Source organism: Actinocorallia aurea (genome assembly GCF_054783995.1).
This window is the reverse complement of record NZ_BAAGPQ010000002.1, coordinates 954,215-968,016: the sequence shown is the minus strand read 5'-3', so window position 1 is coordinate 968,016 and position 13,802 is coordinate 954,215. Positions and strand designations below refer to the sequence as shown.

General features: G+C 73.3%; 14 protein-coding genes. 9 read left to right on the top strand and 5 right to left on the bottom strand.

What is annotated here, in order from left to right; translation table 11 throughout:
• Positions 1–77: 77 nt before the first annotated feature.
• The 8 genes from ACYVOM_RS04655 to ACYVOM_RS04620 all read left to right on the top strand — a co-directional run bounded on the left by ACYVOM_RS04655 (position 78) and on the right by ACYVOM_RS04620 (position 8,189).
• Positions 78–854, top strand: coding sequence for an SDR family NAD(P)-dependent oxidoreductase (locus ACYVOM_RS04655; protein ID WP_460301948.1), 777 nt, complete (start codon positions 78–80; stop codon positions 852–854).
• 138 nt (positions 855–992) lie between these two features.
• Positions 993–1,868 (top strand): phytanoyl-CoA dioxygenase family protein, encoded by an 876-nt coding sequence (locus tag ACYVOM_RS04650; RefSeq protein WP_460301947.1) that lies wholly within the window; start codon positions 993–995, stop codon positions 1,866–1,868.
• Between the two features lie 118 nt (positions 1,869–1,986).
• Positions 1,987–2,619: a PIG-L deacetylase family protein gene (locus tag ACYVOM_RS04645; RefSeq protein WP_460301946.1), complete on the top strand. Its 633-nt coding sequence runs from the start codon at positions 1,987–1,989 to the stop codon at positions 2,617–2,619.
• A gap of 31 nt (positions 2,620–2,650) precedes the next feature.
• Entirely contained in the window at positions 2,651–3,661 is a 1,011-nt protein-coding gene (locus ACYVOM_RS04640) for an NAD-dependent epimerase/dehydratase family protein (RefSeq protein WP_460302349.1), read from the top strand.
• A complete protein-coding gene (locus tag ACYVOM_RS04635) occupies positions 3,658–4,923 on the top strand; it encodes a DUF4910 domain-containing protein (RefSeq protein WP_460301945.1) in 1,266 nt (421 codons plus the stop codon). Before ACYVOM_RS04640 ends, ACYVOM_RS04635 begins: the two co-directional genes overlap by 4 nt.
• Positions 4,920–5,891 carry a hypothetical protein gene (locus tag ACYVOM_RS04630; protein WP_460301944.1) on the top strand — a complete coding sequence of 324 codons (972 nt, stop codon included), beginning with the start codon at positions 4,920–4,922 and terminating at the stop codon, positions 5,889–5,891. The genes ACYVOM_RS04635 and ACYVOM_RS04630 overlap by 4 nt, the downstream gene beginning before the upstream one ends.
• Positions 5,878–7,335 carry an oligosaccharide flippase family protein gene (locus tag ACYVOM_RS04625; protein WP_460301943.1) on the top strand — a complete coding sequence of 486 codons (1,458 nt, stop codon included), beginning with the start codon at positions 5,878–5,880 and terminating at the stop codon, positions 7,333–7,335. The genes ACYVOM_RS04630 and ACYVOM_RS04625 overlap by 14 nt, the downstream gene beginning before the upstream one ends.
• Entirely contained in the window at positions 7,332–8,189 is an 858-nt protein-coding gene (locus ACYVOM_RS04620) for a glycosyltransferase family 2 protein (protein WP_460301942.1), read from the top strand. Before ACYVOM_RS04625 ends, ACYVOM_RS04620 begins: the two co-directional genes overlap by 4 nt.
• Here ACYVOM_RS04620 and ACYVOM_RS04615 read toward each other — a convergent pair.
• Genes ACYVOM_RS04615 through ACYVOM_RS04600 form a run of 4 tightly spaced genes read right to left on the bottom strand, consistent with a single transcriptional unit; the run spans position 8,127 to position 12,230 of the window.
• The gene (locus ACYVOM_RS04615; protein ID WP_460301941.1) at positions 8,127–9,329 is read right to left on the bottom strand and encodes an acyltransferase family protein; all 1,203 of its coding nucleotides are present in this window, start codon (positions 9,327–9,329) and stop codon (positions 8,127–8,129) included. The two genes, ACYVOM_RS04620 and ACYVOM_RS04615, sit on opposite strands and share 63 nt — an antisense overlap.
• Positions 9,326–10,711, bottom strand: coding sequence for an O-antigen ligase family protein (locus ACYVOM_RS04610; protein WP_460301940.1), 1,386 nt, complete (start codon positions 10,709–10,711; stop codon positions 9,326–9,328). Before ACYVOM_RS04610 ends, ACYVOM_RS04615 begins: the two co-directional genes overlap by 4 nt.
• Positions 10,708–11,361, bottom strand: a complete 654-nt coding sequence (locus ACYVOM_RS04605; RefSeq protein ID WP_460301939.1) for a YveK family protein — start codon at positions 11,359–11,361, stop codon at positions 10,708–10,710. The genes ACYVOM_RS04610 and ACYVOM_RS04605 overlap by 4 nt, the downstream gene beginning before the upstream one ends.
• A gap of 11 nt (positions 11,362–11,372) precedes the next feature.
• On the bottom strand, positions 11,373–12,230 hold the full coding sequence (locus ACYVOM_RS04600; RefSeq protein WP_460301938.1) for a hypothetical protein: 858 nt from the start codon (positions 12,228–12,230) through the stop codon (positions 11,373–11,375).
• 290 nt (positions 12,231–12,520) lie between these two features.
• On the opposite strand from ACYVOM_RS04600, the gene ACYVOM_RS04595 reads away from it, so the two are divergent.
• Complete coding sequence (locus ACYVOM_RS04595; protein WP_460302348.1) at positions 12,521–13,303, top strand: phosphatase PAP2 family protein; 783 nt, start codon at positions 12,521–12,523, stop codon at positions 13,301–13,303.
• Here the strand turns inward: ACYVOM_RS04595 and ACYVOM_RS04590 are convergent.
• On the bottom strand, positions 13,236–13,787 hold the full coding sequence (locus ACYVOM_RS04590; RefSeq protein WP_460301937.1) for a dTDP-4-dehydrorhamnose 3,5-epimerase family protein: 552 nt from the start codon (positions 13,785–13,787) through the stop codon (positions 13,236–13,238). The genes ACYVOM_RS04595 and ACYVOM_RS04590 overlap by 68 nt on opposite strands.
• Positions 13,788–13,802: the final 15 nt, after the last annotated feature.

The following is a 13,802-nucleotide window of genomic DNA, read 5'->3' as shown; positions in this document are numbered from 1 at the left end:
CGTGAGGGAGCCAGGGCAGGTGAGCCTCCCTCACGCGAGGGATGTGGGGCGGGGCTGCGGCTCCTAGCCTGGGCTGCATGGATCTTGGACTTGCGGGCCTGCGGGCCTTCGTGACGGGCGGGACGCGCGGGATCGGGCTGGCGATCGCCCGCGCTCTGACACGGGAGGGGGCGCGGGTCTCGGTGTGCGGCCGCGATCCCGAGCGGCTGGCCAACGCCGTTGCCGAACTCGGCCCCGAGGCGCACGGAACCGCGGCGGACGTCGCGGATCCGGACCGGCTCGCCGAGGCGGTGGAGGCCGCCGCCGCGGCCTTCGGCGGGCTCGACCTCGTGGTGGCCAACGCGGGCGGCTCGGTCGGCGGGGATCTGGCGTCCTCCACAGCCGAGGAGTTCACCGCGACCTTCGCGCTGAACGCGGGCCACGCCGCCCAGGCGGTGCGGGCGGCGCTGCCCCACCTGGAGGCCAGCCCCGCGGCCTCCGTGCTCGTCATCGCCTCGATCAGCGGCTGGAAGCCGGGCAGCCGGACCTCCTACTCGATCGCCAAGGCCGCGGAGATCCAGCTCGCCCGCTCGCTGTCGGAGGAGCTGGCCACCCGGCGGATCCGGGTGAACGCGCTGAGCCCGGGCTCGGTCGAGTTCGACGGCGGCCGGTGGGGCTGGCTGCGCGACGAGCGCCCGGCGGAGTTCGCCGAGTTCACCAGGTCCCATCTGCCATCGGGCCGGCTGGTGAACCTCGCCGAGGTGGCCGACGCCGCGTGCTTCGTGCTCTCGCCGCGCGGCTCGGGCTTCAACGGGGCGAACGTCTGCGTGGACGGAGGCCAGGACCGGCCAACCGACCGGCGCTTCTACCCCTGAAGATCCGGCCGTATGGTCGGCCGGGGACTTCTCGGTGACTTTCCGCGCGTGGTCGTGACCGCATCGTGGCTACTCATTTCCGCGCCCCCGGCGTATAACTCGTAGCGGGGTATGTGCGGGTATATCCGGGGAGGCGGGATGACCGCGATTTTCACCGATTCGGGCATCGGTGATGAGGAGCGCAGAAGTCTGCTCTACGGCGGCGAACTGTTCACTTATGGGCCGACTCCTGCGTCGGCCGAACTCGCCGCATTCGCCCGGGAATTGGTCGCCGAGGCATTCGGCGAACGGGACCCGGAACTCGCACAGTTCGAGATGGAGGTGGAGGACTTCGCCGGCCTGCTCGCGAAGCTCAAGCCCGCCTTCATCCACCACCCCCGCTGCAAGGAGCTGCTACCGAAGATCATTTCCGAGCTGGGCGCCGATCCGGAGAAGACCTATTTCGACGTGCCGCGCCTGCGCACGTCCACGTCGGGCGAGTACCTCACCTCCGGGATCTCCTACGCGTTCCATCCGCACCGCGACTGCTGGTACTCGGCGCCGTTCTGCCAGCTCAACTGGTGGATCCCGGTGTACGCGGTGAGCCCGGCCAACGTGATGGCCTTCCACCCCGGCTACTTCGACCGCGCGGTGCGCAACGGAAGCGCGCGCTACGACTACGCCGAATGGAACCGGACGAGCCGCAGGACCGCTGCCGCGCACGTCCGCTCCGACACCCGCGAGCAGCCGAAGCCGGAGGAGCCCGTCGACCTCGACCCGCAGATCCGGATCGTGCCCGATCCGGGAGGGGTCCTGATGTTCTCCGGTGCCCAGCTCCACTCCACGGTGCCCAACACCTCGGGCCGCACCCGCTTCAGCATCGACTTCCGCACCGTCCACATCGACGACGTCCGCGCCCACCGCGGCGCGCCCAACGTGGACGCCGCCTGCACCGGCACCACCCTGCGCGACTTCGTCCGCGCCACCGACCTCGCCCCCATGCCCGAAGACCTCGCCACCGAGTACGAGAAGTGACCCGTGCGAGGTGGGCCCTACGGGGCGGCCTGTGCGAGGTGGTGCCCGAGGTGGGCGGACAGTGGGGAGTCGGCAGGAGTGAGGGAGTGGGGCGCGTGGAGTTGAGTGCGGGGGGCCGGTGATTCGGCTGAGCGCGTCGTGGGTGCTGCTGGTGGCGGCGCACTGCGACGACCTTCCGATCGGGGCGGGCGGCACGCTGCTGGAGCTGTGCCGGGCGACTCCCGGGGTACGGGTGAGCGCGCTGGTCCTGTCCGGCGGCGGGACCGCGCGTGAGGACGAGGAGCGCAAGGCGCTCGCCGCGTTCTGCCCCGGCGCCGAACTCGACGTAACAGTGCTCGACCTGCCCGACGGGCGGCTGCCCGCGCACTGGGAGCGGGCCAAGGAGGCGCTGGAGGAGGTCCGCCGGCGCACCGAGCCCGATCTGGTCATCGGCCCCTCCCCGCACGACGCGCACCAGGACCACCGGGGCCTGGCCGCCCTCGTGCCGACGGCCTTCCGCAGCCACCAGAGCCTCGGCTACGAGATCGTGAAATGGGAGTCCGACCTGGCGCAGCCTGGCCTGTTCGTGCCGCTCACGGCCGAGACCGTCGCGGAGAAGATCGACCTGCTGCACCGGTGCTACCCCTCGCAGACCGGCCGGACCTGGTTCGACGACGAGACCTTCCGCGGACTCGCCAGGATCCGCGGCGTCCAGTGCAACTCGCGTTACGCCGAGGCGTTCCACGCCGCGAAGGCGACGCTCACCCTCTGATCGAGACCCACCGAAGGAGTTCTTCTTGCGCGTGCTGCTCACCGGACACCAGGGCTATCTCGGCACGGTGATGGCCCCCGCCCTCGCCGCCGCGGGCCACACCGTCGTCGGTCTCGACTCCGGGCTGTACGCCGACTGCGTCCTGGGCCCGGCGGCCCCCGACCCGGAGGGCTTCGCCGTCGACGTGCGCGACGTCCAGCCCGCGCACCTCGACGGAATCGACGCGGTCATCCACCTGGCGGCCCTGTCGAACGACCCGCTCGGCTCGCTCAAGCCCGACATCACCTACGACATCAACCACCGCGCCGCAAGCCGCCTCGCCCGCCTGGCCCGCGACGCGGGGGCGAGCCGGTTCCTGTACGCCTCGACCTGCTCGGTCTACGGCGCCGGCGGCGACGACCTGGTCGACGAGGACGCGCCGCTGCGCCCCGTCACCCCCTACGCGGAGTCGAAGGTGCGCGTCGAGGAGGACATCTTCGCCCTCGCCGACGACGGCTTCAGCCCCGTCGCGCTCCGCAACGCCACGGCGTTCGGGTTCTCGCCCCGGCTGCGGGCCGACATCGTCGTCAACAACCTCGTGGGGCACGCCCTGCTCACCGGGGTCGTCCGGGTGATGTCCGACGGCACCCCGTGGCGGCCGCTCGTCCACGCCGCCGACATCGCCCGCGCCTTCCTCGCCGCGCTGGAGGCGCCGCGCGAGAACATCCACGCCCGCGCGCTCAACGTCGGCACCGAACGCAACAACCTGCGCGTCGCGGAGATCGCCGCGCACGTCGCCGAGGCGGTCCCCGGCTCGGAGCTGCTCGTCACGGGGGAGACCGGAGGCGACCCGCGCTCCTACCGGGTCGACTTCTCCCGCGTCCGGGCCGCGCTGCCCGGCTTCGACTGCGCCTGGAGCGTCCCCGACGGCGCGGCCGAGCTCGCCGCCGCCTACCGCGATCACGGCCTGACCAAGGAGGCGTTCGACCGCCGCTTCACCCGCCTGGCCCGCCTCGCCGACCGGCGCGCCGACGGCACCCTCGGCGAGGACTTCCGCCCGTGACCCCGCAGGACATGCACGACCTCCTGCGCCGCCTGTATCCGATCTGCCGGAGCATCACCGGCGACGGCGTCCGCGCCACCCTCGACGTGATCGGGGAGCATCTGGCGCTGGACCGCCACGAGGTCCCCACCGGCACACCGGTCCTGGACTGGACGGTGCCGCGCGAGTGGAACATCCGCGAGGCCTGGGTCAGGGACCCGTCCGGCCGCAAGGTCGTCGACTTCGCGGACCTCAACCTCCACGTCGTCGGGTACAGCGTCCCGGTGCGCGCGGTGATGCCGCTCGCCGACCTGCGGGAGCACCTGCACACGCTGCCCGACCGGCCGGACCTCGTGCCGTACCGGACGTCGTACTACAAGGAGACGTGGGGCTTCTGCCTCGCCCAGGAAGCCCTGGACGCGCTGCCCGAGGGCCGGTACGAGGTCTGCGTCGACTCGACGCTCGCGGACGGCCATCTCTCCTACGCCGAGCACGTCGTCCCGGGTGAGACGGACGAGGAGGTGCTGGTCTCCTGCCACACCTGCCATCCGTCCCTGGCCAACGACAACCTCGCCGGGATCGCCGTCGCCGTGGCGTTCGCCCGGACCCTCGCGCGGGCCCCGCGCAGGCCGCGCTTCACCTACCGGTTCGTGTTCGCGCCCGGCACGATCGGCGCGATCACCTGGCTCGCCCGCAGTCCCGAGGCGGTCGGCCGGATCAGGCACGGCCTCACCCTCGCGTGCGCGGGCGACCCCGGCGGCCTGCACTACAAGCGCAGCCGCCGCGGCGACACCGAGATCGACCGGGCGTTCGCGCTGCTCACCGACGCGACGCTGCTGGACTTCTCGCCCTACGGCTACGACGAGCGCCAGTACTGCTCGCCCGGCTTCGACCTGCCCGTCGGCAGCCTCACCCGCACCCCGTACGCGGGCTATCCCGAGTACCACACCTCCGGCGACGACCCGGGCTTCGTCACGGCCGAGGCCATGGCCGGCACGCTGGCCGCCCTGACCCGGGTGCTGTCGGCCCTGGAGGCCAACCGCAGGTACGTCAACCTCAGCCCGTACGGGGAGCCGCAACTGGGGCGCCGTGGCCTGTACGGGTCATTGGGCGGACGCAGCGACGCCGAGCAGGCGCAGATGGCCATGCTGTGGGTGCTGAACCTGTCCGACGGAGACCACGACCTGCTCGCCGTCGCCGCGCGGTCCGGTCTGCCCTTCGAGGCGGTGGCGGACGCGGCGGCCCGCCTTGAGACGGCCGGCCTGATCAAGGGGGACCGATGACGAACGCCGCCTTCAGGGTCGGGGACGAGGTGGAGGTCCTGACCGCCGCCGAGATCATGGCCACGCTCGACGCGGACGGCGAACTCGACAACATGCCGTTCATGCCGGAGATGCTGGCGTTCTGCGGCAGGCGGATGACCGTGCAGAAGGTCGCCCACAAGATCTGCGACGTGATCGAGCAGGCGGGGCTGCGCCGCCTGGACGACGCCTACATCCTCGCCGGGGCCCGCTGCGACGGGTCCGCGCACGGCGGCTGCGAGACCGCCTGCACCCTGTTCTGGCGCTCGGCGTGGCTCCGCCCGGCCGGGGAGCCCGCGCCCTCCGCCGCGCCCGCCGCCCCGGCGGCCCTGCCGATCGTGGAGATCTCCGGCACCTTCCGGGAGACGCCCGACGGCGTCCGCTACCGCTGCCAGGCCACCGAGATCCTGCGCGCGGCTCCCGGGATCGTCAAGCTGAAGGACCTCGATCAGTACGTCCAGGATGTCCGGACGGGCAACGCGGGCGTCCTCGACGTGCTGCGCGGCCTGTTCTTCGGCCTGTTCAACCGCTTCCAGAAGCTCAGCCGCCGCCTGCCGCGCCGCCTGCGCATCCGCGGCGGCCTGGAGTGGGGCTGGGTCGAGGGCACGGCGGGCCGCACCACCCCCGCCCTGGTCCTCGACCTCAAGCCGGGGGAACTGGTCCGCGTCAGGCCGATCGAGGAGATCAACGCGACGCTGAACGCGGGCAAGCTCAACCGCGGCCTGGGCTTCGACGAGGAGATGGCGCGCTTCTGCGGCAGGACGGCCCGCGTCCGGTCCCGCGTCGCCCGCTGCCTCGACGAGCGCACGGGCCAGATGATGGAGATGAAGACGCCCGCCGTGATCCTGGAGGGCCTGACCTGCGAGGGCGCCTACGGCGCGAACTGCCCCCGCGCCTATGTCCCGTTCTGGCGGGAGATCTGGCTCGAACGGGTCGATGACGCAGGCTGAGGACGAGCGCGCCGCCGAGGAGGCGCCGGGCGCGTCCGTCGACGTGGGGGCGGGTGCGGCCCGCGGCCTGCGCTGGGGCCTGCTCGGCAACCTGGCCACCCGGGCGGGCACCTTCGTCGTCGGTCTCGTCCTCGCCCGGATCCTGCTGCCCGAGGACTACGGCGAGTTCGCCATCGCGTTCGCGGCGAGCCAGTTCCTCATGCACGTCAACGACGCGGGGATCGTCGCGGCGATCGTGCAGTGGCGGGGGAGGCTGGCCGATCTCGCGCCGACCGCGACCGTGCTGGCCTTCCTCAGCAGCACCGGCGTCTACCTGGTCTTCTTCGCCGCCGCGCCCTGGTACGCCGCGACGTCCGGTGACGCGAGCGCGACCGGGGTGGTCCGGATCCTCACCGCCACGGTCCTCGTCGACGGGATCACCGCGGTGCGGGCGGCGCGGCTGCTGCGCGACTTCCGGCAGGACCGGCTGATCATCGCCAACCTCGCCGGCTTCGTGGTCACCTCGGCGCTCACCATCGGGCTCGCGCTGCTCGGCGCGGGGGCCTACAGCTTCGCGTGGGGCCAGCTCGCGGGCTCGGCCGTCGCCGGGGCGTTCGTGCTGTGGTTCGGGCGCATGCCCTTCTCGGTGCGGCTCGACAGGGCCGCCGTCCGCCACCTCGCGGTGTTCGGGCTGCCGCTGGCGCTCAGCCTCGGCCTGGAAGGCCTGATCCTCAATGTCGACAAGATGGTCATCGGCAACGCGCTCGGCGCGGCGGCGCTCGGCTTCTACCTCATCGCGTTCAACGTGTCGTCGTGGGTGCCCGGCCTGATCGGCACCGCGGTCCGGTGGGTGGCGCTGCCGAGCTTCTCGCGCCTCGCCGAGGAGGGCGAGGCGGCCGTCGCCGCCGGCGTGCGCACCGCGCTGGTGACGGTGACGGCGGTGACGCTGCCCGTCACGCTGGTGCTGGGGCTGCTGGCGCCGCAGGTCGTGACCGTGCTCTACGGGCAGCGGTGGGAGCCCGCGGGGGAGGCGCTGCGCTTCCTCGCCGTGGTGATGCTGGTGCGGCTGCTGCTGCCGCTGGCCTTCGACATCCTGACCGCGCTCGGCGCCACCCGCTGGACGATCCTGCTGAACGCCGGATGGTGCGTCGCGCTCGTGCCCGCGCTGTTCCTGGCGGCGGGCAGGGGTCTCGGCCCCGCCGCGGCCGCCCAGGCGGTCGTCGCGCTCGGCGTGACGCTGCCGCTGGCGGGGTGGGCGCTGTCGCGGGCCGGGGTGCGGGTGGCGGCGCTGGCCCGCCCGCTGGCCCGGCCGGTGCTCGCGGCGGTCGCCGCGGGCCTGGCCATCGCCGGGGCCGACCGGTTGCTGGACGCCCCGCCCCTGGTGGAACTCGTCGCCGCGGGCGGCGCGGGCACCGCCCTGTACGCCGTGCTGGTCCGCCCCCTGCTGAAGGAGTTGAAGAGATGACGCTGGTCACCGTGGCGCTGCCGACCCGCAACGGGATCGGCCGCATGGAGGAGGCCGTGACCTCGGTCCTCGCCCAGGACCACGCGGACCTTGAGCTCCTCGTCCTCGACAACGCCTCGACCGACGGCACCGAGGACTACTGCCGGGAGCTCGCCGCCGCCGACGCCCGGGTCCGCTACCACCGCCACCCGGAGAACCTGGGGATCCTCGGCAACTTCGGCTCCGCGCCCGCGCTGGCCCGGGGCGAGTACCTGCGCTGGATCAGCGACGACGACAGGCTGGAGCCCGCCGGCGTCTCCCGGGCCGCCGCCGAGTTCGCCGCGGATCCGCGGCTGGTGCTGGTGACGACCGCGATCAGCTACACGACGGACGGCGCCACGGCCACCGCGGCCTACACCGGTACCGACCTCCGCTCGGACGACGCCCTCACCCGGTTCACCGCGTGGCTCCACCTGCTGGGCGAGAGCCATCTGCTCATCGACCCGCTCTACGGGCTGATCCGGCGGGACGTGCTGCTGCGCCTGCCGCGCCGCAACCTGCTCCGGGAGGACGAGGTGTTCGCCGCCCGCCTCGCCCTCGCCGGCCCGTGGGCGCACGTGCCGGAGGTCCTCGGCCACCGGAACTGGCGGCCTGAGGGCACCCGGCAGGTCGCCCGGCGGCTGGGGGTGCCCGCATGGCAGGCGTACTTCGCCACCACCTTGGAGTGCCGGGAGCTGCTGCGCCGCCTGCCCGAGGCGGATCTGCCGCCCGCGGCTGCCCGCAAGGCGCGCAGGGCCGTCGCCGGGCTGTTCCTAGGCCGACAGCGCGGGGCCGTCGCCCGCCTCCGGCGCAGGCTCGTCCGCGCGGTGCGCTGACGTCCCTGGCCGCGTCGCCGCGCGGAGCCGGAGCGCCGCCGCGGCCCGCAGTTCCGGCAGGCTCCGGTGGCGGACGAACGGGCCTTCGAAGACCGACGCGAAGAGCCATGCCGCGGCGAGGCTCAGCGGGACGGCCACGAGCAGGACCACGGTGAACCTGCCGATCCCCTCGGGGAGGCGCGGGTTCACCAGCATCGCGCCGACGGCCACGACGATCGGGGCGTGCACCAGGTAGAGGCTGTAGGAGTAGGAGCCGAGGGACCGCAGCGGACGGGAGTCCAGGAGGCGGACCAGCGGTCCGGGCCGTCCGGCGGCGAGCGCGGCGAGCAGCAGGCCCGCCGCCGGCGCCAGCGCCACGTCGACCCAGAAGAAGTGCGCGACGGTCCACGGGGTGCCGCGCGCCGCGATCACCGCGCACACCGGCAGCACCGCGAGGGCGGCCAGCCACGGCAGCGCCCTCGCCGTCCTGCCCGAAGGCGGTGCGGCGAGGACCACGGCAGCGGCCGCGCCCACCGCGAACAGGACGGCGAACTGCGGGCCGAGGTGCATCAGCCGGGCCACCTGGTCGGAGCGGGGCGCGAGCAGCCCGACCGCGCCGACGACCGCGGCGGCCGACCCGAGCATCGCGGCGACCCCCCAGCGGCGCACCAGCAGGAGCAGCAGCGGGAAGACCGCGTACAGCTGGGCCTCGATCGCGATCGACCAGAACGCGCCGTTCGGGCTCGGCGCGTCGGCCACGTCCTGGAGCAGCAGCCCGAACACGATCACGGACCGCGCGTTCGGTGGGCCCTCGCCCGGCTGCGGCACGACGAGCCAGGCCATCAGGAGCGCGAACAGCAGGGCTGCCCAGTACGGCGGGAGGATCCGCCAGGCGCGCCGCCGCGCGAACCGGCCGACGCCGCCGAGCCGCCAGCCGCGCCGCGCGGGCGAGGCCGCGAGCGAGAACCCGGAGAGCGCGATGAACAGGACGACGGCGAAGTGCCCGTACCGCAGCACGGCGAGGCCGGCCGGCCCGCTCTCGTCCGGGAAGCCCGCGTAGGCGGTGAGGAGGCAGTGGTGCAGGACCACGAACAGGGCGGCGATCCCGCGCAGGCCGTCGAGGCCCGCGATCCGGCGCGGCCCCGGCGTCGTTCCGGTCACCGGCGCGTCCCGGGTTCGCGGGCCTGCGCGGGTTCGACGGGTCCGTAGGGCTCATGGGACTCGTGGGGTTCGACGGGTTCGAAGGCGACGACGGGCGGCCGCGTCCGCTCCCGGTGGACGCGCAGCATCGCGCCCGCCGCGCCGACGGACAGGAACATCAGCCCCGTCGCGATGTGGAAGGCGAGCAGGTCGAACGTGAGCGCGCCGATCACCGGGACGGCGATCGCGGCGGCGAGCGCCGTGGCCAGGCTGCGGGTCCGCGCGTCGGTCTCCACCGCCCACCGCACCCGCGCGCAGGCGTAGATCCCGGCCAGCAGGATTCCGGCGAGCGTGACCACGCCGACCGCGCCCGCGTCCAGCGCCGTCATGATCCACTGGTTGTCGAACGCGATGTACTTGGGGACGTACCAGGTGCCGATGCCGCGGCCGAACAGCGGATGCTTGGCGAACTCGGCCTGGGCTATCTCGTAGCGGTGCTTGCGGTACTCCACGCTGGAGTCGGCGCCGAAGTTGGCGAACAGCCCGTAGATCGTCGTGATGATCTTCGGGTAGGCGAAGGCGACCACCGTGAGCAGTCCGGCGGAGACCGCGGTGATCCGGATCATCCGGGCCGCGGGCCAGCCGACCAGCAGCACCAGGAACACCACGGCCACGCCGAGGATCGGCGACCGGGAGACCGAGAACAGCAGCCCCGAGGCGATCAGGCCGGTGCACGTCCACCAGCGGGCCTGCCGTGCGCCGGCGTCCCGCGCGGCGAACGCGAAGTGCGCCGCCATCGGCAGCAGCATCGCGCACACCACGCCGAACTCGATGGGATGCCCGGCGGTCGCGGCGACCCGGGGCAGGCCGCCCCGGTCGAGCACGGCGCCGCCCTCGGTGCCGGGGCGCAGCAGCGGCAGGTCGAGCAGGTCCGTCACGTCGTAGCCGAAGAGGAACTGGAGCGCGCCGAACACGCCCATGATCGCGCCGCCGACCACGGCGGTCTTCAGCAGTCGCTCCAGCCGTTCGGACGTGCGGACGCCGTCGCAGATCGCGATGGCGAACCCGGTCAGGCCGAGCAGGATCAGCAGGGTCCGGTCGGCCAGCGTCAGCTCGTCGCCGGGCGTGTACCGCATGGTGGCCAGGCCGTAGCTGAGCAGGCACGCGACCGCGTACGCGAACAGCGCGGTGCGCACGGGGCTGCGGCCCTTGGCCACCCCGAGCGTCGTCGTGCAGGTCGCGCATGCCCACGTCAGCGCCATGCCGAGGGCGACGATGTCCGCGGGCGACAGGGAGATGGGCAGGCCGGCGAGCACCAGCCGCGCGGGCAGCACGGTGAGCAGGAGCACGTGGACCATGCCCAGCGACGCGCCGTCGACCCGGGGGGCCTCCGACCCGCTCACGCTGCGCTCGCCACGTCTATCCTGCGCAGCCTCCGGATCTTGCGCGACGCGGCGAAGCTCTCGGCCGCGAACGCCGAGAACAGGCCGGCGATCCCGCCGATCCCCAGGGTGATCACCGCGGCGCGCGACTTGCCCGCCTTCTCCGGCAGGGGCGTGCTGGGCGGGGTGATCACGCTGATCGTCAGATAGCTCTCTCGGGGCGCCTTGACCAGTTCCTGCTGGCGGACCAGCTCGCGCACCAGCTTGTCGGCGACCCGCTGCACGATCGCCTTGGCCTCGGCGGGCCGGGTGCTGGTGCCCGCGATGAAGAGGAACGGTGTCTGGAGGAGCAGCTCGGGGTTGTCCGAGCCGTTGTTGAGGGTGAAGGTCGGGTCCTCGTCGGGCGAGACGCCCAGCTCCGCGAGCGCTTCGGGCGTCTGGAGCGCGGCGACGAGGATCGACGCGGTGAGGTTCAGGCCCTTGTCGAAGTCCAGCAGCGGATTGGCGTCCACCGGGCCTATCGGCTTGGTGATGAGGAGGGTCGCGCCCGACGCGTACTCGGTCGGGACGGTGACGTAGGCGACGCCCATGGCGGCGATCGCGAGCGCGAAGGCGGTGAAGGTGATGTACCAGCGGCGGAACAGGACCCGCACCGTAGCCCAGAAGTCCATCGGCGTTCCCTCTAGACCGGGCGGGTGATCTCGTCGTCGGAGCCGATGGCGCCGAACACCACGGTGTCCTCCCTGCCGTCGGGCGCGCCGAGCAGCGGGAGCTCCCCGTCTTCGTCCCCGTCCGCGTCCCCGTAGTCATCGTGGGAGATCTCCGCGGCCGGGAGGCCGGGTCGCGCGCGGTGCTCGACGGGCTCGGCCGCGCCGGGCAGGGTCCGCTGGGGAGGCACGGGGTACGAGGCGGGCACCGGCCGCTCCGCCTCGGGGGGCCGCCTCCGGGCGAACGGGAAGGCGATCAGGAGCGCCGCGACGACCACGCCGGCGGGTACGCCGACCGTGGCGGCGAGCCGTGTCTTCTGGACGGTCTTCGGCGGGTCGGTGGAGACGTCGGACACCGAGATGTAGGTGCGCCCGGGCGCCTTCAGCGAGTCCTGGAGGCGCCGGAGGTCGCCGCGCACGAACGTGCGGACCGCCGCGACGACCGAGGCGGCCTTCTCCGGGGTGGGGGCCTCGGCCGTGATGTAGATGAACGGCCCGGTCTGGGTGGCCGCGAGCAGGTCGGTGTTGGAGCGGCCGTCGTCGACCTGGAGCCGGGTGTCCCCGGCGGTGGGCGCGCCCATGCGCTTCTTCACGTCCTCGGTGTTGGCCGACAGGATGAGCAGCGCGGCAGTCGTCTGGAGGCTCTCGTTGAACTGGAGCAGCGGGTTGTACTCGGTGTCCTCGGCCTCCTCGTCCTCAGCCTGCTGCTGCGACCCCCCGGACGTCGGCGCGGTGAGGATCATCGTCGCGGACGACTGGTAGCGCACCGGCACCGCCTGGAACGCGACGATGCCCAGCCCCACCGCGACCAGCAGGACCGGAATCGTGAACATCGGACGCCTCAGGAGCCCGAGAATTGTCGGCCAGAGTTTCATCCGCCCCGTAACACCGCCTCGAACGTCGTTCGCCCCGTGGGTCCACCCGTTGTCGCCTGAGTCGCGTTTCCGAAGCTACGCGATCAGTAGGTTGGGCACTAGACCGATCGGGGACGTGCATGTCAATCGTTGCCATCAAGGGCAAACCGGGAAAGGTCGCCCTCATATGCGGCCTCGCGCTCTGCGCGTTGTATCTCCTGGCAGTGGCCTCCGCCCCTGGGCAGATTCTTGAGGACGCGGTGTTGCGGGTGGCGGATAACGGCCATGCCGCGGCTTCGGTCGCGCGCCTGCTGCGACCGGTTTCGGTCGGTTCGGTGGCCGTCGCGCTGGTCGCGGTGTTCGAGACCGGAAGGCGCCGCGGCGGGCTGCCGCTGGCGTGCGCCGCCGTCGCGGTGATCGCGGGATCGCTGCTGACCGTGGAGCTGCTCCAGGCGGTGCTGCCCCGGCCGCTGCTGCTGGCGCACGGCATCCGCCGGGAGGACCAGGGCTTTCCCAGCGGCCACACCGCCGTCGGCATGGCGGTGGTGTGCGCCGCGGTCCTCGTCGCACCGCACCGGTGGCGCGCGCCCGTGCTGCTGGCGGCCCTGCCGGGGGTGCTCGCGGGCGCGGCGACGGTCGCGGCGGGCTGGCACCGGCCGTCCGACACCCTCGGCAGCGATCTTGTCGTCCTGTGCTGGACGGCCGGGGCGCTGGCGTTCCTCGCCCGCAGAGGCGTGCTGCGCGCGGCGCCCGGCGCGGCGCGGGCCGAGCGGTGGACGGTCGCGGGGCTCGCCGTCGCGGCGTGGGCGCTCGCGGGATGTGCCGCCGCGCTGGGCGCTCCGGCGGCGCTCGCCCTGCTCGGCAGCCCCGCGCCCGAGGAGCTGGTGCTCCCCGCGGCGTTCTGGGCGGGGCAGGCGACGGCGCTGCTCGGCTCCGTCGGCGCGGTGCTGGGCCTGGTGGCCCTGACGCGCGGGTCGCAGACCGTCAAGCCGGACGGTCCAGGCGTGCCAGCAGGTCCCGCCACGATCCGGCGGCCAGGTCGCGTGCGCTGATCGCGGTGGCCTCCAGCGGCCAGTCGATCTTCAGATCGGGGTCGTCGTAGCGGACCGCCAGATCCTCGGCCGGGTCGTGCTCGCGGTCGATCCGGTAGCAGACGTCGGCGTCCGACAGGGCCTGGAAGCCGTGCAGCAGGCCGGGCGGCACGTGGAGGGTGGTGCACTCCTCGTCGTCGAGCCGGATCTCGCAGCGCTCGCCGAAAGTCGGCGAGGCGGGCCTGATGTCCACCACCACGTCGAGGATCGCGCCGCGCGCGACGCGCACCAGCTTGGCCTCGCCGCGGCCGGACCTGCCGTGCAGGCCCCGGACCGTGCCCGCGCGCGAGCGCGACTGGCTGTCCTGGACGAAGGAGGCGGCGTCGAGCCCGTGCTCGGCGGCCACCGCGGCGTCGAACGTGCGGGTGAAGAAGCCACGGTCGTCGTGGAACGGGACGGGCCTGAAGAGCAGTACCCCCTCCAGGGCCGTGCGCTCTACCCTCATGTGCTGTGACCCTTC